This window comes from Pseudomonas mangiferae (assembly GCF_007109405.1).
GTDB classification, from domain to species: domain Bacteria; phylum Pseudomonadota; class Gammaproteobacteria; order Pseudomonadales; family Pseudomonadaceae; genus Pseudomonas_T; species Pseudomonas_T mangiferae.
In genome coordinates, this window is the sequence record NZ_VJOY01000001.1 from 122,932 (window position 1) to 142,761 (window position 19,830).

Genomic DNA, 19,830 nt, shown 5'->3' on the forward strand with positions numbered 1-19,830 from the left:
ATCGGGACAAGCGGCAAACAAAACCCGTGCCAGTACGACTGGTGCGTTTACTGCACCAATTGTTCGATTTCTAACTGCTTGTTGGGCGGGGCCGTGCATCGGACAGTGCGTCCCAGGTTCACCTTGCTGAGGAGGTCGCCTTGAACCTTTCCGGACGCGCCGCCATCGTCGGCGCCTATGAGTCGCCCCTTCGACACGCCCCCGACGTGCACCCCTTCGCCATCCAGGCGGAGTGCATCGGCCGGGCGCTGAGCGAGGCGGGCCTGGGCCTGGAGGACGTGGACGGGCTGTGCGTCGCCTCCGGCGACTGGGCGGAAGGCGGCGGCGTCAACAGCGTCACCGAGATGGCGGAATACCTGGGCATCGAGCCGCGCTGGTTCGACAGCACCGACGTCGGCGGCTGTTCTTACCTGGTGCATGCCGCCCATGCGGCGACCGCCATCGCCGCCGGCCTGGCCGAGGTGGTGGTGATCAGTTACGCCGCCGCGCCCCGGTGGTGGCCTTTGGAAACACCGTCCTTCGACCCCTTCGTGCTGCCGGCAGGCCCGGGCCAGTTCGAACTGCCCTTCGCCCCCACGCTGATCGCCACCTACGCGATGTTCGCCCAGCGCCACATGCACGTTTACGGCACCACGGCAGAACAGCTGGCCAGCGTCGCCGTGACCTTCCGCGGGCATGCCGCCCGCAACCCCCACGCCGCCCTGGGGCACAAGCCCATCACGGTGCGGGATGTGGTGGACTCCCCGCTGATCGCCAGCCCGCTGCACCGGCTGGACTGCTGCGTGGTCACCGACGGCGGCGGCGCCCTGGTCATGACCAGCCGCGAGCGGGCGGCGGACTGCGCCAAGCGCCCGGTCTACGTGGCGGGCTTCGGCATGGCTACCCAGCGTACCCAGATCAGCCAGCTGCCCCGGGACCTGGTCACGCCGGCCGCCCGCACGGCGCCGCGGGCCCTGGAGATGGCCGGCCTGACGGTCGCCGACGTGGACGTCGCGCAGCTCTACGACGCCTTCACCATCACCCCGCTGCTGGCCCTGGAAGACATCGGCTTCTGCCCGCGTGGGGAGAGCGGCGCCTTCGCCGCCGACGGCCACCTGACCCTCGGCGGCGCCATCCCGTGCAACACCGATGGCGGCGGGCTGGCTTCGAACCACCCCGGCAAGCGCGGGCTGTTCGCCCTGATCGAGGGCGTGCGCCAGCTGCGCCAGGAAGGGCCCGGGGTCCAGGTGGCGGATGCCGAGGTGGCCCTGGTTCATGGCCTGGGCGGCACCTTCTGTTCAGCGGCCACGGTCATCCTGACCGTTTGAGGAGGCGACCATGCACCTGATTCGCGCCATCGTCCGCGACGAAATTTCCCGGCCTTGGTGGCAGGCCCTGAACGACGGGCGCCTGCTGGTCCAGCGGGACCCGCGCAGCGGTGCCCTGCAGTGGTACCCCCGCGGCCATTGCCTCGCCGACCCGCTGCGCCCGGCCGAATGGGTCGAGGTCTCGGGCAGGGGAACGCTGTTCAGTTTTTCCGTGATCCACCGCAGCCACCGCAAGCCGGAGCAGCCCTACGTCTGCGCGCTCGTCGAGCTGGAGGAGGGGCCCTTGATGCTGTCGCAACTCACCGGCATGGAGGATCACGCCGTGCACATCGGGATGCCCGTGCGCGTGTCGTTCGTCGAATTCGACGAGGACGGGGCGCTGCCGGTGTTCGTACCTGAAACGGGGAGCCGTCCATGACCATCTACTTCGAAGACCTGACCGACGACGCGATCGAGTCGATGCGGGTGACCGTCACCGAGGCCCACATCGTGACCTTCGCCGGGCTCACCGGCGACTTCAACCCGCTGCACATGGACGAGGTGGCGGCCAGCGACGGCCCCTTCGGCCGGCGCATCGCCCACGGCATGCTGTCCTACTCGCTGAGCACCGGCATGCGCTCGGCCATCGACGACTGGGCCATCCTCGCCTTCATGGGCACCCAGCGCAGCTTCCTGGCCCCGGTGTTCATCGGTGACACCCTGCACTACCGGGCCCGGCTCCAGTCCGGGCGGCGCAGCGCGTCCAGGCCCGACCGGGCCATCGTGGTGGTCGAGCTGAACCTGCTGAACCAGCAGGGGCAGGTCGTCCAGGCCGGCGAGGACACCTTCGCCGTCGCCTGCCGCCCGGAGGACCTGTCATGAGCGGCCGCCTGAACGGGCGAGTCGCCCTGGTCACCGGTGGCGCGGGCGGCATCGGCGCCGCCGTCTGCCGACGCCTCGCCGACGAGGGCGCGACGGTGATCGTCGCCGACCTCGGTCCGGGCGCCGGGGCGCTGGAAGCCACGCTGCGCGAAGCGGGCCACACCGCCTACGCGGTGCCTCTGGACGTCACCCGCCGCGACAGCTGGGAGGCGGTGATGAACCACCTGCCGGACGGCCTCGAGCGCCTCGACATCCTGGTCAACGTGGCGGGTATCGTGCGGGATCGCTCGCTGCTGAAGATGACCGACGAGGAGTGGGCCTCCGTGCTGGACGTCAACCTGCGAGGCAGTTGGCTGGGGTGCCAGTTCGGGCTCAAGGCCATGCTCGGCGGCGGCTGGGGGCGAATCGTCAACATCGCTTCCACCGCGATGTATGGCACCTTCGGGCAATCCAACTATTCCTCTTCCAAGGCGGGGGTGGTGGGCCTGACCCGCACCGTCGCCCTGGAGGCCGCGCGCCACGGGATCCTGGTGAACGCCGTGGCGCCCGGGGTGGTGGAGACCGCGATCCTCGGCAGCGTGCCGGAGGCGGTTCGCGAGGGGTGGATCGCGAAGATGCCCCTGCGGCGTCCGGCGCGGCCCGAGGAGATCGCCTCGGTGGTCGCGTTCCTGGCCTCCGACGATGCCAGCTACATGACCGGGCAGGTTCTGGTCGTGGATGGAGGGGTCACCACAGGGGATTACTGAGTCACCAGACGTACGTCAGCACAACAACAAATCCAGCGAGAGCGGGGTGTATCCGATGGGCGATTTTACTCGGCGTAGATTTCTACAAGTCACCGGCGTGGCCGGCACCGCCTTAGCGGCAGGGCTGATCCGGCCCAGCTTTGCCACGGAGTCGCTTTACGAAGCCGCCAAGGCGGAGGGGCAACTGAACCTCTACTGGGGCTCCTACGAGCAGAAGACCATCGAGGGCATCCGGGACGCGTTCACCAAGCGCTACCCCGGGATTTCCGTCAACCTGCTGCGGCAGGCGTCCCAGACCGTGTACACGCGGCTGCGCCTGGAGCTGCAGAACAATTCCCCCAACTGCGACTCGTTGGGCAGCACCAACATCCTTCACTACCTGGAGCTGAAGAAGATCGGCGCGCTGATGCCGTTCCGGCCCGCCGGCAGCGAATTCCTGCCGAAGGACTTCCAGCGCCTCGACGCCGACGACCTGTACCACGTCGGCGCCATCAGCCTGACCGCCATCAACTTCCAGTCCGCCAAGGTCAGCGACGCCCCGGCGTCCTGGGAAGCGGCCCTGGATGGCAAATGGGCAGACAAGCTCACCATCGGCAGCCCGGCCTTCTCCGGCGACGTCTCGTCCTGGGTGGTGGCGATCCGCAAGAAGTACGGCGACCGCTACCTCAAGGAACTGGCCAAGCTCGACCCGAAGGTGGGGCAATCCAACGTGGACACGGTGACGGACATCCTCTCCGGCGAGCGCCTGGTGGGCCTGGCCGCGCCGTTCAGCGCCTCGCTGACCCAGAAGGCCGCCGGCAATCCCATCGACGTCTCCACCCCGAGCGACGGGACCATCGTCAACCTGGGGCTCAACGCGATCCCGGCCAATGCGCCGCACCCCAACGCGGCGAAGCTGTTCTCCGAGTTCCTCTACGACCCGGAGGTCTCGCAGATCCTCGCGGCCAACTACTGGCCCACCCTGCGCACCGACGTGCCCTGGGCCGAAGGCCGCAGCCTGGAACAGCTCTCGTGGTACCGGAACCCGCCCGAGGACCTGGTGGCCGAGGTCGCCGAAGGCATCGCCAAGTGGAAAGAGATCATCGGCTGAGCCTGGAGGGCGGGCGCGTCCCGCCCCTCCCAACGCAGGAGTTGCCCGGTATGGGTGTCACCGTTCACGCTTCATCGCCGGCCGCCGTTGCCGACGAGCTGAAGAACCACCGTCCATGGGTGCGCTGGGGCGTCGTCTCCGCGGTCCTGGTGGCGCTGTTCTTCCTCGTCGCGCAGCCCCTCGGCTGGATTCTCTATAACAGCTTCCACGACGATCAGACCCAGGCGCTGACGGTGGGCAACTACCTGCGGCTGTTCACCGCCAAGGGCCTGCTGCAGCCGCTGATCAATTCCATCGTCCTGGCGTTCTCCACGGCGCTGCTGTCGACCCTGCTGGGCGTCCCGCTGGCCTGGTTCGTGGCCCGGACCAACATGCCGGGGCGGTCCTGGATCCGCCTGCTCACCCTGGCGGCCTTCGTCACCCCGTCCTTCATCGGCGCCCTGGGCTGGATCCTGCTGGCGGCGCCCAATGCCGGCTGGCTCAACGGGCTGTTCCGGGCGGCCACCGGCTCGGCCTCGCCGCTGATGAACATCTACTCCATGGGCGGGGCGATCTTCGTCTGCGCGATCTACACGGTGCCCTACACCTTCACCATCGTCGCCAGCGCCCTGGACGAGATGGCGGTGGAGCTGGAGGACGCGGCGACGACCCTGGGCGCCGGCGTCCTGCGGACCATGATGAGCGTGACCATTCCCATGGTGATGCCGGCGGTCATCGTCGGCTTCATCCTGTCCTTCATCCAGGGCATGACCCTGTTCGGCGTGCCGGCCTTCCTGCTGACTCCCTCGGGGACTGCCGTGGTCACCACCAAGCTGGCGGAGTTCTACCAGCTGTTCCCGCCGGAGATCTACATGGCGGCGGCGTACTGCATGCCGCTGATCCTGCTCACCGGCGGGCTGTTCTGGGTGCGCAAGAAGATCCTCGGGCGCAAGCGCTTCGTCATGATCGGCGGCAAGTCGCGCGCCGGCCGCAAGGTGGACCTGAAGGCCTGGCGCTGGCCGGCCCTGGCGTTCGCCCTGATCGTCCCGGTGACCGCCGTGCTGCTGCCGTACTTCGCCCTGGTGGTGGTGTCGCTCTCCAAGGCCTGGGGGCAGGGCCCGTCCCTGGATAACCTGACCCTGCACTGGTACCAGTGGGCGGTGCTGGACAACCCGGCGACCCAGTCGGCGATCGTCAACTCCCTGGCTTACGCATCGGTCAGCGCGACCCTCTGCGTGCTGCTGGGCACCCTGATCGCCTACATCGTCGAGCGTCGCCTGGTGAGCGGCACTTCGTTCATCGCCAGCCTCACCAACTTCCCCATCATCATTCCGGGGATCGTGCTGTCGGTGGGCTTCTTCGCGGCCTACACCCAGCCGCCGCTGAACCTGTACGGCACCGCGGCGATCCTGGTGGCGGCCTTCGTCGCGACCTTCCTGCCCATCGCCTTCTCCAACGGCGAGGCCACCCTCAAGGGCATCAGCCCGGACCTGGAGCGGGTGGCGCGAATCCTCGGCGCCAGCGAGGCGCGCACCTTCTCCAGCATCACCGTGCCGCTGATGCGCTCGGGCCTGGTGTCCGGCTGGCTGCTGGTGTTCATCCCGGTCATGCGCGAACTGTCGGTCGCGGTGTTCCTCATCACGCCGAAGACCAACGTCATGACCACCCTGATTTACAACTACAAGGACGGCGGGAACTACGAGGCGGTCGCCGCCGCGAGCGTCCTGCTGTTGGTGGGCACCATGGCGGTGGTGGCCATCGCCCAGTGGGTCAACGTCAAGCTGGCCAGGCACAAGCGCGACAGAGCGGAAGCAGAGGTGGTGCAGTGAGTCAGATCAAGATCAGCAACCTGCAAAAGCACTTCGGGGCGTTCCAGGCCCTCAAGGGCATCGACCTGATGGTGGAGGAGGGCACGCTGCTGGCGCTGCTGGGCCCGTCGGGGTGCGGCAAGTCCACCACCCTGCAGCTGCTCGCCGGCTTCGAGACCCCGTCGGCGGGGGAAATCCGGGTCAACGACCGGCTGATCTCCAGTGCCCAGGGGGTGGTGCCGCCGGAGAAGCGGGACATTTCCCTGGTCTTTCAGAACTACGCCGTGTGGCCCCACAAGACCGTGGCGGAGAACGTGGCGTTCGGGCTGCAGATCCGCAAGACGCCCCGGGCCGTGCTGGAGGAAAAGCTCGGGAAGGCCCTGAAGACCGTCCACCTGGACCACCTGGCCGACCGCTACCCGTCGGAACTGTCCGGCGGGCAGCAGCAGCGGGTCGCCCTGGCCCGGGCGCTGATCGTCGAGCCGAGCATCCTGCTACTGGACGAGCCCCTGTCCAACCTGGACGCGCACCTGCGGGAAGAAATGCGCTTCGAGATCCGCCAGGTTCACGACCTGCTGGGGCTGACCACCGTCTACGTCACCCACGACCAGGGCGAGGCCCTGGTCACCGCCAACCAGATCGCCGTCATGAACGGCGGCTCGGTGCAGCAGCTGGGTACGCCCCGGGAGATCTTCGAGCGGCCGGCCAATGCCTTCGTCGCCGCGTTCATCGGCAGCAACAACGTCATCCAGGGGCAACTGGCCCGGGAAGGCGCGCTGCGCTTCGGCAGGACCGAGCTGGCGGGGCTGCAGCGGGGGCGCGGAACGGTCGGGGACCCCTTCGCCCTGTGCATCCGGCCGTCCAAGGTGCGGGTCGTCGCGCCCGGCGAGGCAAGCGGGAACGTGCTGCCCGGCCAGGTGATCCGCACCGCCTACCTGGGCGAGTACTGCGATGTGCTGGTGGACGTGGGGCACGGGGTATCGGTACGCGCCTTCACCCCACCGAGCCTGGATTTCAGCGTGGACCAGCCGGTGCTGCTGCACCTGCCCACCGAGGACTGCCAGCTCCTCGAACCCGCGCAGCGGGTGACGAGCTGAACCCTGGCCGCGCCCACCCGGATTTTTCACAACGGCGCAGCGCCGTGAATGGGATGACAGATGAACGTCGATGACAGCAGAGAACTGGTCCAGCAGCGGCATGGTGATGTCGTGTGGCTGGTCTTCAACCGGCCCCACGCCCTGAACGCGATGTCCCCGGCCATGGAAGCGGAGATGACCGCCGTGTTCCAGGCGCTGGCCACGGATGCCTCGGTGAAGGGCCTGGTCCTGATCGGCGCGACCGGCACCCGGCCGGCGTTCATGGCCGGCGCCGACTTCGGGGCACTGGAGAGCGCCACGACGCGGGAGGAGTTCCTCGATCTGGAAGGCCACAGCGAGGCCCTGATCCAGGCCCTGGAGGCGCTGCCGTTCCCCACGCTCGCGGCCATCGCCGGGCCGTGCGTCGGCGGCGGGGCGCTGATCGCCGCGGCCTGCGACGTGCGCCTGATCACGCCGTCGGCGCGCTTCGGCTTCCCCATCGCCAGGACCGTGGGCAATTGCCTGAGCGCCCTCAACTACCAGCGCCTGATCGACCTGTTCGGGCCGGCGCGGACCCGAGAGATGGTGTTCAGCGCGAAGCTGCTGGACGCCCCGGCGCTGATGGCCTCCGGCGCGTTCCGCGAGCTGGTGGCCGAGGACGACCTGGTGGCGGCGGCGCACCGCGCCTCGGCCCAGCTGGAAGCCCTCGCGCCCCTGACGCTCTGGGCCACCAAGACCGTGCTGCGGCGGCTGCGGGATACCCAGGTCGCCGGCGTCGCGGACGAGGACGTCCTGCTGCGTTGCTACCAGTCGAGCGATTTCCGTGAGGGCATTTCCGCCTTCCAGGAGAAGCGCCGCCCCCAGTGGAGCGGTGCCTGAACCACCCACCCCTGAGATAACGGGCTAGTAGCCCGGCCCATCAATCCATGTATTCGCCGGCGCCACACGGCGCCGGAAGGGATGAGTCATGCCTAGAGAAACTGAAACTGCCAAACGCGGGCCCCTTCACGGCATCAAGGTGGTGGACGCCACCCACATGCTGGCGGGGCCGTATTCCACCTGGCTGCTGGCCGCCCTGGGGGCCGACGTGATCAAGGTCGAGCGCCCGGGCGGCGGCGACTACACCCGCAGCATCGCGCCGTTCAAGGACGACGAGAGCATCTACTTCAACAGCGTCAACCGCAGCAAGCGCAGCGTGACCCTCAACCTCAAACAGGAAGAAGGCAAGGCGGTGTTCCGCCGGCTGCTGGAGTCCGCCGACGTGTTCGTCGAGAACAACCGGGCGGGGGTCATGGAGCGCCTGGGGTTCGGCTACGAGGCGGTCCGGCAATTCAACCCGGGGCTGGTCTACGCGTCGATTTCCGGCTTTGGCCAGGACGGCCCCTACAAGCACCTGCCGTCGTTCGACGTGGTGGCCCAGGCGATGTCCGGGATGATGAGCATCACCGGCGAGGAGTTCGGGCCGCCGGCGCGGGTCGGCATCTCCCTCGGGGACATCGGCTCGGGGCTGTTCACCACGGCAGGGGTGCTGGCGGCCCTGACCGCACGGGCTCGGGGCGGGGACGGGGCGTTCATCGACATCTCCATGCTGGATTGCCAGCTGGCGATGATGGAGAACGCCGTCGCCCGCTACCTGCAGGCGGGCGAGGTGCCCCAGCGGCTCGGCAGCCGGCACGCGCTCATCGCGCCGTTCCAGGCGTTCCCCACCGCCGACGAACCCATCGCCATCTGCGTCGACACCGAGGAGCAGTGGCAGCGCATGTGCCATGCGATGGACAGGGCCTGCTGGATCGACGATCCGCTGCTGCGGGACGGTACGCTGCGGGCACAGAACCATGCCCACCTGGAGCCGCTGATGAACGCGTGCCTGGTGGAGCAGGGCCGGGAGTGGTGGCTGGCCGTCTTGCAGACCGCCGACGTGCCCTGCAGCCCGATCAACTCGGTGCCCGAAGCCATTGCCGATCCCCAGGTCCAGTACCGCGGCATGATCGTCGAGGTCCCCGAGCACTCCGGGCGCCGCTACGTGAAGCACCCCTTCACCATCTCGGGCATGGAAACCACCGAGCAGGCGCCGCCGGCCCTGGGCGAACACACCGTCGCCGTGCTGCAGGAGCTGGGCTATTCGCCGATGCAGATCGACGCGTTCCAGGCCAACGGCACGGTCTGAGCGGCGGGGCTGCGTGGTGGGGGCGTCTCTGCCGACCGGGCTGTCTCGCATTGCCGGAGGGCATCGGGGCGCGCTGCGCTCAGACGTACTGCGCCGCCGCGAACCCCGAGGCCCAGGCCCACTGGAAGTTGAAGCCGCCCAGGTGGCCGGTGACATCCAGCACTTCGCCGATGAAGTAGAGCCCCGGGGACTTCAGCGACTCCAGGGTCTTGGACGACACCTCCCGGGTGTCGACGCCCCCCAGGGTGACCTCGGCGGTGCGGTAGCCCTCGGTGCCCGCGGGCACCAGCGTCCAGGCGCCCAGGCGTTCGGCGATGCCCTTGAGCTCGCCGGGGGTGTACTGCTTCAGGGGTTTCGAGGCGAACCAGTGTTCGGCCAGCAGGCCGGCCATCTTCTTGGTGAACAGCTCCCCCAGCAGGGTCTTCAGTTCGCTGTTGGGCCGCTCGCGTTGCTGCTCGGCCAGCCAGGTCGGCAGGTCGAGGTGGGGCAGCAGGTCGATGGTCACCTCGTCGCCGGGCTGCCAGTAGGAGGAAATCTGCAGGATCGCCGGGCCGCTGAGGCCGCGGTGGGTGAAGAGGATGTTCTCGACGACGCTATGGCCGTTGCAGCTGATCCGGCAATCCTCCACCGAGGTGCCGGACAGCTCGCTGCACAGGGTCTTCAGCTGCGGGTCGGTGAGGGTGAACGGCACCAGCCCGGCCCGGGTCGGCAGCAGCTCGTGGCCGAACTGGCGGGCCACCTGATAGCCGAAGCCGGTGGCCCCCAGGGTAGGGATGGACAGGCCACCGGTGGCGATCACCAGGGATTCGCAACGGGCCAGGCCGAGGCTGGTCTGCAAGCGGTAGCCGCCCTCGACGCGGGCGATCTCGCTCACCGACGTGTTCAGCCGCAGGTCCACGCCGGCCTGGTCGCACTCGTCCAGCAGCAGCCCGAGGATGTCGCTGGACTTGTGGTCGCAGAACAGCTGGCCGAGCTTCTTCTCGTGGTAGGGGATGCCGTGCTTGGCCACCAGGGCGATGAAGTCCCATTGGCTGAAGCGTGCCAGGGCGGACTTGCAGAAGTGCGGGTTGTGGGACAGGTAGTTGGCCGGCTCGCAGTACAGGTTGGTGAAGTTGCAGCGCCCGCCGCCGGACATGAGGATCTTCTTGCCGGCCTTGTTGGCGTGGTCCAGCAACAGTACCTGGCGGCCACGGGCGGCGGCGCTCATGGCGCACATCAGGCCGGCGGCGCCGGCGCCGATGATGATGACCTGGGGTGTGAGCACGAGGGGTGTCCTTGGAGGCGGCTGGGGCGTGAAGCGGCGCATCTTACCCGATGCGCAGGGGTGCCAGCCTGCCCAGTGCATCGAGGGGAAAGGGGGCTCGTCTGCTGTTGAGAGGCAGCGGAGAACTACTGGGCATTAGGACCCCGTTCGTGCGCATCGCGTCCCTGTGAACTTCTTTCGATAAATGGGCGTTGCCTGAACTATCCGTTCGCACTGAATGGAAGTATCGGAATTGAAGTTTTTAATGGCCGAGACACGTTTCTGGTATGAATGAACCAAGTGCTCGTTCAATATCTGATTACTTGAGGAGTTGAATAGCGGGCGCACTGTCAGCGGCTATTTCGTTGTCCTGTTTGTTATTGAATTCATTTTCCATGAGCTCGTGCGCGCGCCGGCCGGCCTGCGGGGCTCGCCGGAAAGCGCGGGACTTCCAGCCGGGAAATCCGGATAATGCGCGGTCCGCTCTTCGCCGCTCTTCTGGTAAGCCCCCATGGAAATAAAGGTCAATTTTCTCGACAACCTTCGGCTCGAAGCCAAGTTCGATGATTTCACGGTGATAGCCGACCAGCCCATTCGCTACAAGGGCGATGGCTCGGCGCCGGGACCGTTCGATTATTTCCTGGCGTCTTCGGCACTGTGCGCGGCTTACTTCGTGAAGTTGTATTGCCAGACCCGCGATATCCCCACCGAAAATATCCGCCTGTCGCAGAACAACATCGTCGACCCGGAGAACCGCTACAAGCAGGTCTTCAAGATCCAGGTGGAGCTGCCGGCGGACATCTCGGAAAAGGACCGCCAGGGCATCCTGCGCTCCATCGACCGTTGCACCGTGAAGAAGGTGGTGCAGACCGGCCCGGACTTCGTGATCGAAGAGGTGGAGAGCCTCGACGCCGATGCCCAGGCGCTGCTGATGCTCGACGCCGACTCCGGTACCCGCACCCGCATCCCCGGCAAGGACCTGCCCCTGGAGGAAACCATCGCCGCCATGTCCGGCATCCTCGCCGGGCTGGGCATGAAGATCGAGATCGCCTCCTGGCGCAACATCGTGCCCAACGTCTGGTCGCTGCACATCCGCGATGCGCAGTCGCCGATGTGCTTCACCAACGGCAAGGGGGCGACGAAGGAGAGCGCCCTGGCCTCGGCCCTGGGTGAATTCATCGAGCGGCTCAACTGCAACTTCTTCTACAACGACCAGTACTGGGGCGAGGACATCGCCAACGCCAAGTTCGTCCATTACCCGGACGAACGCTGGTTCAAGCCCGGCCCCCGGGATGCGCTGCCGGCCGAGATCCTCGACCCGTATTGCCGGGCGATCTACGACCCGGAGGGCGAGCTGCGCGGCTCGCACCTGTACGACACCAACTCCGGTAACACCGCCCGCGGCATCTGCTCGCTGCCCTTCGTGCGCCAGTCCGACGGCGAGGTGGTGTATTTCCCGTCCAACCTGATCGAGAACCTCTACCTCAGCAACGGCATGAGCGCCGGCAATACCCTGGCCGAAGCCCAGGTGCAGTGCCTGTCGGAAATCTTCGAGCGGGCGGTGAAGCGGGAAATCCTCGAAGGCGAGCTGTGCCTGCCGGACGTGCCCCGGGAGGTGCTGGCCAAGTACCCGGGTATCCTCGCCGGCATCCAGGGCCTCGAGGCGCAGGGCTTCCCAGTACTGGTGAAGGATGCGTCCCTGGGCGGCGAATTCCCGGTGATGTGCGTGACCCTGATGAACCCGCGCACCGGCGGCGTGTTCGCCTCGTTCGGCGCGCACCCGAGCTTCGAGGTGGCGCTGGAGCGCAGCCTCACCGAACTGCTCCAGGGGCGCAGCTTCGAAGGCCTCAACGACCTGCCGCAGCCGACCTTCGAGAGCCACGCGCTGACCGAGCCGAACAACTTCGTCGAGCACTTCATCGACTCCAGCGGCGTGGTGTCCTGGCGGTTCTTCAGCACCCGGGCTGACTTCGAGTTCGTCGAGTGGGACTTTTCCGCCCAGGGCGAGGAGGCCAACGCCGAGGAAGCCGCCACCCTGTTCGGCCTTCTCGAAGGCATGGGCAAAGAGGTCTACCTGGCGGTGTACCGGCACCTGGGGGCCACGGCCTGCCGCATCCTGGTGCCCGGCTATTCGGAGATCTACCCGGTGGAGGACCTGGTCTGGGACAACACCAACAAGGCGCTGGCGTTCCGCGAGGACATCCTCAACCTGCACCGCCTCGACGACCGCGCGCTCAAGGCCCTGCTCAAGCGCCTGGAGAACTGCGAGGTGGACGATTACACCGACATCACCACCCTGATCGGCATCGAGTTCGACGACAACACCGCCTGGGGCCAGCTGACGATCCTGGAGCTGAAGCTGCTGATCCAGCTCGCCCTGAAGAAGTTCGAGGGTGCCAAGGAACTGGTGGAAGCCTTCCTGCAGTACAACGACAACACCGTCGAGCGCGGGCTGTTCTACCAGGCCCTGAACGTGGTGCTGGAGGTGCTGCTGGACAGCGAGCTGGAACTGGCCGACTACGAGGCCAACCTCCGGCGTATGTTCGGTGACGCGCGGATGGACGCGGTGCTGGGCTCGGTGGAGGGCAGCGTGCGCTTCTTCGGGCTGACGCCCACCAGCCTGAAGCTGGAAGGGTTGGACAAGCACCTGCGCCTGGTGGAGAGCTACAAGAAGCTGCACGCCGCCCGGGCCCGTGCGGTGGAAGCCGCCGGCTGAGGCAGGTTCCCGGAGGGCGCCTTCAGGCGCTCTCCGGGTTGCGGGCCGCTCGCGTGGTGGCTCGTTCCTTCAGCGTTCCCCTCAGGGCATCGAGCCCTGCCTGCCCGGTTCCTCGATCCTTCTTCGACCGAGTCGCGAGCGGCACGGCTGCGAACGCCGGAACAGGGCCGTCCCTCCCAGCCGTTCGGCCCTCTCAGTGAGGCGCGGCCACGGTTATCCCTCTACCATGAGGGAAACTTGTGTTCATCGCGAATAAATTGAATTTGTCTCATGACTCGCCACTCCCGAGAATCGCTCCATTCATTTCCTGGATGGGAGATCCTGGCATGGCACTGGCACACAACCTCGGCTTCCCTCGCATCGGACGTGACCGCGAACTGAAGAAGGCCCAAGAGGCATTCTGGAAGGGCGAACTGGATGAGGCGGGGCTGCGGGCCGTCGGCAAGCACCTGCGCGCGACTCACTGGCAGGCCCAGAAGGACGCCGGCATCGACCTGCTGCCGGTGGGTGACTTCGCCTGGTACGACCAGGTACTGACCCACTCCCTGACCTTCGGCGTCGTCCCCGAGCGCTTCCGCCACGGCGGCGAGGCCAAGCCGACCCTGCAGACCCTCTTCGCCATGGCGCGTGGCGCCGTCGGCAGCCACGGCGACAGCTGCTGCGATGGCGCCCACGCCCAGGAGATGACCAAGTGGTTCGATACCAACTACCACTACCTGGTGCCCGAATTCACGGCCGACCAGCGCTTCGCGCTGAGCTGGGACCAGTTGTTCGAGGAGGTCGATGAAGCCCGAGCCCTTGGCCACACTGTGAAGCCGGTGGTGATCGGCCCGCTGACCTACCTGTGGCTGGGCAAGGCCAAGGGCGGCGACTTCGACAAGCTCGACCTACTGGAGCGCCTGCTGCCGCTGTACGGCCAGATCTTCCAGCGCCTCGCCGCGCAAAGCGTGGAATGGGTGCAGATCGACGAGCCAATCCTGGTGCTGGACTTGCCCCAGGACTGGAAGAATGCCTTCGAGCGTGCCTACAACCTGCTGCAGAGCGAGCCGCTGAAGAAGCTGGTTGCCACCTATTTCGGCGGCCTGGAGGACAACCTCAGCCTCGCCGCCAGCCTGCCGGTGGATGGTCTGCACCTGGACCTGGTGCGGGCGCCGGACCAGTACCCGAGCATCCTCGACCGCCTGCCGACCTACAAGATCGTCTCCCTGGGCCTGGTCAACGGCCGCAATGTCTGGCGGTGCGACCTGGAGAAGGCGCTGGACGTGGTGCGCCACGCCCACGAACGCCTCGGCGAGCGCCTGTGGGTCGCGCCGTCCTGCTCGCTGCTGCACAGCCCGGTGGACCTGGAGCGGGAGGTCCAGTTGGATGCCGAGCTGAAGAGCTGGCTGGCCTTCGCCGTGCAGAAGTGCGCCGAAGTCGCCGTGCTCGCCCGCGCCGTCAACCAGCCCGACGCGCCCGGCGTGCGTGCTGCCCTGGAGCAGAGCCGCGCCGTGCAGGCCAGCCGCGCCGCCTCGCCGCGTATCCACAAGCCGGCCGTGCAGGATCGCCTGGCGGCCATCCAGGCCCGCGACGCCCAGCGTCAGTCGGCATTCGCCCAGCGTATCGCCAAGCAGCGCGCCGGCCTCAACCTGCCCGCGTTCCCCACCACCACCACCGGCTCCTTCCCGCAGACCCCGTCCATCCGCCTGGCGCGGCAGTCGTTCAAGCAGGGCAAGCTCAGCGCCGCCGAGTACACCGAGGCGATGCAGAGCGAGATCCGCCACGCGGTGCAGATCCAGGAACAGCTGGGCCTGGACGTGCTGGTGCACGGCGAGGCCGAGCGCAACGACATGGTCGAGTACTTCGCCGAGCAGCTGGACGGCTACGTCTTCACCCGCTTCGGCTGGGTGCAGAGCTACGGCTCCCGCTGCGTGAAGCCGGCGGTGATCGTCGGCGACCTGAGCCGGCCCAAGGCCATGACCGTGGAATGGATCACCTACGCCCAGAGCCTGACCCGCAAGGTCATGAAAGGCATGCTGACCGGCCCGGTGACCATGCTGATGTGGTCCTTCCCGCGGGAAGACGTGTCCCGCGAGGTCCAGGCGCGGCAACTGGCCCTGGCCATCCGCGACGAAGTGGTGGACCTGGAGGCCGCCGGCATCAAGCTCGTGCAGATCGACGAGGCGGCATTCCGCGAAGGCCTGCCCCTGCGCCGCAGCGCCTGGGGCCACTACCTGGACTGGGCCACCGAGGCCTTCCGCCTGTGCGCCTCCGGCGTGCGCGACGAGACCCAGATCCACACCCACATGTGCTACAGCGAGTTCAACGATGTGATCGAGTCCATCGCCGCCATGGACGCCGACGTGATCACCATCGAGACCTCGCGCTCGGACATGGAGCTGCTGGAGGCCTTCGAGCGGTTCGAGTACCCCAACGAGATCGGCCCGGGCGTCTACGATATCCATTCGCCGCGGGTGCCGGGCAAGGACGAGATGGTCAACCTGCTGCGCAAGGCGGCCAGGCGCATCCCGGCCGAGCGCCTGTGGGTCAACCCGGACTGCGGCCTGAAGACCCGCGCCTGGCCGGAGACCGAGGCAGCCCTGGTGAACATGGTGGCGGCGGCCCGCGAGCTGCGCAGCGGCGGCGCCGCGAACGCCTGATCGCATCGTATGAAAGGAAACGGGACGCGCGGCGTCCCGTTGCGCATTGTCGGAGACCCATGATCCATGAGCGCCCTGGTACGCCCGAAGCTGACCCTGCCCGATGGCAGCGGCCGGTTGCTGCTGCACTCCTGCTGCGCGCCCTGCTCGGGGGAAGTGATGGAAGCGATCACCGCCTCGGGGATCGACTACACGCTGTTCTTCTACAACCCGAACATTCATCCGGAGCGGGAATACCGGCTGCGCAAGGACGAGAACATCCGCTTCGCCGAGCAGCACGGGGTGCCCTTCGTCGACGCCGACTATGACACCGACCACTGGTTCGCCCGGGCCAAGGGCATGGAGTGGGAGCCCGAGCGGGGTGTGCGTTGTACGATGTGCTTCGACATGCGCTTCGAGCGCACGGCGCTGTATGCCCACGAGCACGGCTTCTCGGTGATCAGCAGCTCCCTGGGCATTTCGCGCTGGAAGGACATGCGGCAGATCAACGACTGCGGCCGGCGCTCGGCAGCCAAGTACCCCGGCATCACCTACTGGGACTACAACTGGCGCAAGGGTGGCGGGTCGGCCCGGATGATCGAGATCAGCAAGCGGGAGCGCTTCTACCAGCAGGAATACTGCGGCTGCATCTATTCGCTGCGGGACAGCAACCACCACCGCAAGGCCCAGGGCCGCGAACTGATACGCATCGGCGTGCAGTACTACGGGGATGACGATGCCCGTGACAGTTGACACCCCGGCGCAACGCGCGATTTCCAAGGCTTCGAGCGAGCGGAAAGGGTGATGAAGACGCTCCAATGATCACCTCGAGCGCCAGGAAACCTCGACCCGCATCCCCGATCCATGGCGAGGTGTCGCCTACGGGCATCCCCCTACATCGATCCGCGGGCAAGCACTTCCCTGATGCGTCCTGAGGGTCTTCAGGCAGGGCGGGAAGCGACCGCCCCGCAGCGATATACGCAAGGGTAAATTTTCAAGGCGGGTGTACGAACCGTTTCGGGTCGGAGGGCTGTTGCGATCATGAGTAGGATTAATGCTCCAGTGAAATAAGTTCAGTTCTGTGCCATCAGCGGCTCGGCATAAAATACAGCGCTGCTCTTCGCTGACAAGCGCGTGGAAATTACCAGGTGAAGAGTTCGACATGGAAATTGGAAAACCCTGAAACGCAAGAACCGAGTTCAGGGCCGTCTTGAATATCAGGGTGTACGTTGCAATGAATAAAGATTTTACCTTTTCCGTCAAACGTATTCGTTTTGATGAACACTATCGTCCTTCGGATAGCACGCGCCTCACTACGAATTTTGCCAATCTGGCAAGAGGGGAGCATCGCCAGGAGAATCTGCGCAATGCCTTGCGGATGATCGACAACCGTTTCAATACCCTGGCGCAATGGGATAACCCCCAGGGCGATCGTTACGCTGTCGAGCTTGAAATCGTTTCCGTCGACATGTATATGGGCGTGAGTGGTGGTGACGACAGTTTTCCCGCGATCGAGGTATTGCAAACCAGTATTGTCGATAAAACAGGCAACAAGCGAATCGAGGGAATCGTAGGCAACAATTTTTCATCTTACGTGCGGGATTATGACTTTAGTGTGCTGCTGTTGAAGCACAATCAGGATCAGCAAAAATTCGGCATTCCGGATGACTTCGGTGATTTGCACGGAAAACTCTTCAAGCATTTCTTGAACTCAGACGTGTATAGGCAGAATTTCAGCAAGCCGCCTGTTATCTGCCTCAGTGTTTCGGATAACAAAGTCTATCGTCGGACTGAGAACCAGCATCCCGTGTTGGGCATCGAGTACCAGCCCAATGAGTCATCCTTGACTGAGCGCTATTTCAAGAAGATGGGCTTGCAGGTTCGCTATTTCATGCCTGCCGGCAGTGTTGCGCCCTTGGCCTTCTATTTCTTTGGCGACTTGCTCAATGACTATACGGCTCTCGAGCTGATCAGCACCATCAGCACGATGGAAACGTTCCAGAAAATTTACCGGCCGGAAATTTATAATGCGAATGCGCCGGCGGCGCAGTGTTATCAACCCAGTCTCAAGAATCAGGATCATTCGTTGACACGCGTCATTTACGACCGAGAAGAGCGTAGCCGGCTGGCTGTCGAACAAGGACGGTTCACTGAAGAACACTTCATCAAGCCTTACCGCACTGTTCTTGAACAATGGTCTGCGGGCTGCGTGCTCTGATTAACCCGAATACAAGGTTTCTACCATGAAAAAATTATTGCCTACGTCAACTGCTGGTAGTTTGCCAAAGCCTGCTTGGCTCGCGCAGCCAGAAACGCTGTGGTCACCTTGGAAACTGCAGGATGAAGTGCTTGCCGAAGGCAAACAGGATGCGCTGCGTTTGTCACTGCAAGAGCAACAGCAAGCCGGCATCGATATCGTCAGCGACGGCGAGCAATCGCGCCAACACTTCGTTACCACGTTCATTGAGCACCTCGATGGCGTCGACTTCGAGAAACGCGAAACCGTCAGGATTCGTGATCGCTATGACGCGAGCGTGCCGACGGTTGTCGGTGGAGTAAATCGCTCGAAGCCCGTTTTCGTTGAAGACGCCAAGTTCTTGCGTCAGCAGACCAAGCAGCCCATAAAATGGGCCCTGCCTGGCCCCATGACCATGATCGATACGCTTTACGATGCTCATTATAAAAGTCGCGAGAAACTGGCCTGGGAATTCGCCAGGATTCTCAATCAGGAAGCCAAGGAACTGGAAGCTGCCGGGGTCGATATCATCCAGTTCGATGAGCCTGCATTCAATGTGTTTTTCGACGAGGTCAATGACTGGGGGATCGCCACGTTGGAACGGGCCATAGAAGGACTGAAATGCGAGACCGCAGTTCATATCTGCTACGGCTATGGGATTAAAGCCAACACGGACTGGAAAAAGACACTGGGGACGGAATGGCGGCAATACGAAGAGATTTTTCCCAAACTACAGAAGTCCGCTATCGACATGATCTCGTTGGAGTGTCAGAACGCTCGAGTGCCCATGGAACTGCTCGAGCTGATACGAGGCAAAAAGGTGATGGTAGGGGCGATTGATGTAGCAAGCCATGCCATCGAGACGCCGGAGGAGGTGGCTGATACCTTGCGAAAAGCCCTTCGGTTCGTAGATGCCGACAAGCTCTGCCCCTGCACCAACTGTGGTATGGCTCCGTTGCCTCGTCGAGTGGCCCGGGGCAAGCTGAATGCCTTGAGTGCAGGCGCAGAGATCGTTCGAAGAGAGCTCTCTGCCTAGGTTCTGTACGAAAAGTGCCTGCGCTCGGTGATGCTGCGTTAAAAACAGGCTCAGAATGCTCATTTACAGCACGTAAACTCCGCTTCTTCGCCTGTTTTTGCCTTGCCTGACCTTCGCTCGACGACTTTTCGTACAGAACCTAGTGCCGAGTTGAAACTGTAGGGGCCCGGAGAACGTGTGGCTAACGGACTGGGTTAGTCGGCAGGCCATTTCCACATGCGGATCGCCTGAGTTCGCGTTAAAACTCCGGGCTGCCCCAGGCGTTTCTTGTACGTCCGAGCCGTGTACCACTAGTGGGTTTACTATGTCGCATTCTTGCAATGCCATTGAGCCATTGCGTTTTCGTGAAGCGCTCGGGCACTACGCATCGGGTATTACGGTAATAACATCCCGGATTGATGAGGAGCCGATCGGCTTTACCTGTCAGTCGTTCTATAGCGTTTCGATGTCCCCGCCATTGGTATCATTCAGTGTGATGGCGAATTCGTACAGCTACCCTAGAATTCGTCAGGCAGGTCGATTCGCCGTGAATATTCTGTCCGGTGAACAGATCGAGGTTTCCAACACCTTCGCTCGCCGAGGCTCAGATAAGTGGCACGCCATCGAATGGCGGGAGTCGCCGCTGGGCAATCCGATCATCGACGGGAGCTTGCACTGGCTCGACTGTGAAATTCACGCCGAACACGCTGCCGGTGATCACCTGATCGTGGTGGGTGAAGTGAAGGCGTTAAACCTGCAAGAGGCCGTTGCTACGCAGCCGTTACTTTATTTCAGAGGTCAATACTGCAATCTCGCTGTACATCGAACGGCTTGAGGCTTCTCGAACGGGTTCTTTACACAAACCTCGCTTCAAGGTTGAGCGTCGCGAAGTTGGTGGCCGATAAACGCAGGCGTCTCTTCGAAAGAAGAACTTCAGTGCAGCCGGCAAAAGCCGGGCTGGGCAAACC

16 protein-coding genes are annotated in these 19,830 nt (G+C 64.8%); 15 read left to right on the forward strand and 1 reads right to left on the reverse strand.

Annotated elements, in window-relative coordinates; all coding sequences use genetic code 11:
• Window positions 1–140 precede the first annotated feature (140 nt).
• The 9 genes from FM069_RS00505 (at window position 141) to FM069_RS00545 (ending at window position 9,034) form a co-directional block, all read left to right on the forward strand.
• Complete coding sequence (locus tag FM069_RS00505; RefSeq protein ID WP_143486169.1) at window positions 141–1,307, forward strand: thiolase C-terminal domain-containing protein; 1,167 nt, start codon at window positions 141–143, stop codon at window positions 1,305–1,307.
• Between the two features lie 10 nt (window positions 1,308–1,317).
• Window positions 1,318–1,725 (forward strand): Zn-ribbon domain-containing OB-fold protein, encoded by a 408-nt coding sequence (locus FM069_RS00510; protein WP_143486170.1) that lies wholly within the window; start codon window positions 1,318–1,320, stop codon window positions 1,723–1,725.
• On the forward strand, window positions 1,722–2,168 hold the full coding sequence (locus FM069_RS00515; RefSeq protein ID WP_143486171.1) for a MaoC family dehydratase: 447 nt from the start codon (window positions 1,722–1,724) through the stop codon (window positions 2,166–2,168). The genes FM069_RS00510 and FM069_RS00515 overlap by 4 nt, the downstream gene beginning before the upstream one ends.
• The gene (locus FM069_RS00520) at window positions 2,165–2,914 is read left to right on the forward strand and encodes an SDR family oxidoreductase (RefSeq protein WP_143486172.1); all 750 of its coding nucleotides are present in this window, start codon (window positions 2,165–2,167) and stop codon (window positions 2,912–2,914) included. Before FM069_RS00515 ends, FM069_RS00520 begins: the two co-directional genes overlap by 4 nt.
• A 55-nt stretch (window positions 2,915–2,969) precedes the next feature.
• Complete coding sequence (locus tag FM069_RS00525; RefSeq protein ID WP_143486173.1) at window positions 2,970–4,004, forward strand: ABC transporter substrate-binding protein; 1,035 nt, start codon at window positions 2,970–2,972, stop codon at window positions 4,002–4,004.
• Window positions 4,005–4,054: 50 nt separating this feature from the next.
• Window positions 4,055–5,812: an ABC transporter permease gene (locus tag FM069_RS00530; RefSeq protein ID WP_143486174.1), complete on the forward strand. Its 1,758-nt coding sequence runs from the start codon at window positions 4,055–4,057 to the stop codon at window positions 5,810–5,812.
• Complete coding sequence (locus FM069_RS00535; RefSeq protein ID WP_143486175.1) at window positions 5,809–6,888, forward strand: ABC transporter ATP-binding protein; 1,080 nt, start codon at window positions 5,809–5,811, stop codon at window positions 6,886–6,888. Before FM069_RS00530 ends, FM069_RS00535 begins: the two co-directional genes overlap by 4 nt.
• A 60-nt stretch (window positions 6,889–6,948) precedes the next feature.
• The gene (locus FM069_RS00540) at window positions 6,949–7,746 is read left to right on the forward strand and encodes an enoyl-CoA hydratase (protein WP_143486176.1); all 798 of its coding nucleotides are present in this window, start codon (window positions 6,949–6,951) and stop codon (window positions 7,744–7,746) included.
• 88 nt (window positions 7,747–7,834) lie between these two features.
• Window positions 7,835–9,034: a CaiB/BaiF CoA transferase family protein gene (locus FM069_RS00545; protein WP_143486177.1), complete on the forward strand. Its 1,200-nt coding sequence runs from the start codon at window positions 7,835–7,837 to the stop codon at window positions 9,032–9,034.
• A 79-nt stretch (window positions 9,035–9,113) separates the two neighbouring features.
• Here FM069_RS00545 and FM069_RS00550 read toward each other — a convergent pair whose 3' ends face one another.
• Entirely contained in the window at window positions 9,114–10,340 is a 1,227-nt protein-coding gene (locus FM069_RS00550; protein ID WP_407681543.1) for a BaiN/RdsA family NAD(P)/FAD-dependent oxidoreductase, read from the reverse strand.
• A gap of 448 nt (window positions 10,341–10,788) precedes the next feature.
• Between FM069_RS00550 and FM069_RS00555 the strand changes: the two genes are divergently transcribed.
• The 6 genes from FM069_RS00555 to FM069_RS00585 all read left to right on the forward strand — a co-directional run bounded on the left by FM069_RS00555 (window position 10,789) and on the right by FM069_RS00585 (window position 19,697).
• On the forward strand, window positions 10,789–12,993 hold the full coding sequence (locus FM069_RS00555) for an OsmC domain/YcaO domain-containing protein (RefSeq protein WP_143486179.1): 2,205 nt from the start codon (window positions 10,789–10,791) through the stop codon (window positions 12,991–12,993).
• Window positions 12,994–13,319: 326 nt separating this feature from the next.
• Complete coding sequence (gene metE / locus FM069_RS00560; RefSeq protein WP_143486180.1) at window positions 13,320–15,632, forward strand: 5-methyltetrahydropteroyltriglutamate--homocysteine S-methyltransferase; 2,313 nt, start codon at window positions 13,320–13,322, stop codon at window positions 15,630–15,632.
• A gap of 66 nt (window positions 15,633–15,698) precedes the next feature.
• Entirely contained in the window at window positions 15,699–16,364 is a 666-nt protein-coding gene (locus FM069_RS00565; protein WP_143486181.1) for an epoxyqueuosine reductase QueH, read from the forward strand.
• Window positions 16,365–16,845: 481 nt separating this feature from the next.
• Window positions 16,846–17,829: a DUF1852 domain-containing protein gene (locus FM069_RS00570; RefSeq protein ID WP_143486182.1), complete on the forward strand. Its 984-nt coding sequence runs from the start codon at window positions 16,846–16,848 to the stop codon at window positions 17,827–17,829.
• A gap of 25 nt (window positions 17,830–17,854) precedes the next feature.
• The gene (locus FM069_RS00575; protein WP_143486183.1) at window positions 17,855–18,883 is read left to right on the forward strand and encodes a methionine synthase; all 1,029 of its coding nucleotides are present in this window, start codon (window positions 17,855–17,857) and stop codon (window positions 18,881–18,883) included.
• A 304-nt stretch (window positions 18,884–19,187) separates the two neighbouring features.
• The gene (locus FM069_RS00585) at window positions 19,188–19,697 is read left to right on the forward strand and encodes a flavin reductase family protein (RefSeq protein WP_143486184.1); all 510 of its coding nucleotides are present in this window, start codon (window positions 19,188–19,190) and stop codon (window positions 19,695–19,697) included.
• Window positions 19,698–19,830 lie beyond the last annotated feature (133 nt).

What these genes read in the sequence shown, in the direction of transcription:
- FM069_RS00510 (WP_143486170.1), top strand. Translation starts at nt 1,318, where the DNA reads ATGCACCTGATTCGCGCCATCGTCCGCGACGAAATTTCCCGGCCTTGG.
- FM069_RS00515 (WP_143486171.1), top strand. Translation starts at nt 1,722, where the DNA reads ATGACCATCTACTTCGAAGACCTGACCGACGACGCGATCGAGTCGATG.
- FM069_RS00520 (WP_143486172.1), top strand. Translation starts at nt 2,165, where the DNA reads ATGAGCGGCCGCCTGAACGGGCGAGTCGCCCTGGTCACCGGTGGCGCG.
- FM069_RS00525 (WP_143486173.1), top strand. Translation starts at nt 2,970, where the DNA reads ATGGGCGATTTTACTCGGCGTAGATTTCTACAAGTCACCGGCGTGGCC.
- FM069_RS00530 (WP_143486174.1), top strand. Translation starts at nt 4,055, where the DNA reads ATGGGTGTCACCGTTCACGCTTCATCGCCGGCCGCCGTTGCCGACGAG.
- FM069_RS00540 (WP_143486176.1), top strand. Translation starts at nt 6,949, where the DNA reads ATGAACGTCGATGACAGCAGAGAACTGGTCCAGCAGCGGCATGGTGAT.
- FM069_RS00545 (WP_143486177.1), top strand. Translation starts at nt 7,835, where the DNA reads ATGCCTAGAGAAACTGAAACTGCCAAACGCGGGCCCCTTCACGGCATC.
- FM069_RS00550 (WP_407681543.1), bottom strand. Translation starts at nt 10,340, where the DNA reads ATGCGCCGCTTCACGCCCCAGCCGCCTCCAAGGACACCCCTCGTGCTC.
- FM069_RS00555 (WP_143486179.1), top strand. Translation starts at nt 10,789, where the DNA reads ATGGAAATAAAGGTCAATTTTCTCGACAACCTTCGGCTCGAAGCCAAG.
- metE (WP_143486180.1), top strand. Translation starts at nt 13,320, where the DNA reads ATGGCACTGGCACACAACCTCGGCTTCCCTCGCATCGGACGTGACCGC.
- FM069_RS00565 (WP_143486181.1), top strand. Translation starts at nt 15,699, where the DNA reads ATGAGCGCCCTGGTACGCCCGAAGCTGACCCTGCCCGATGGCAGCGGC.
- FM069_RS00570 (WP_143486182.1), top strand. Translation starts at nt 16,846, where the DNA reads ATGAATAAAGATTTTACCTTTTCCGTCAAACGTATTCGTTTTGATGAA.
- FM069_RS00575 (WP_143486183.1), top strand. Translation starts at nt 17,855, where the DNA reads ATGAAAAAATTATTGCCTACGTCAACTGCTGGTAGTTTGCCAAAGCCT.
- FM069_RS00585 (WP_143486184.1), top strand. Translation starts at nt 19,188, where the DNA reads ATGTCGCATTCTTGCAATGCCATTGAGCCATTGCGTTTTCGTGAAGCG.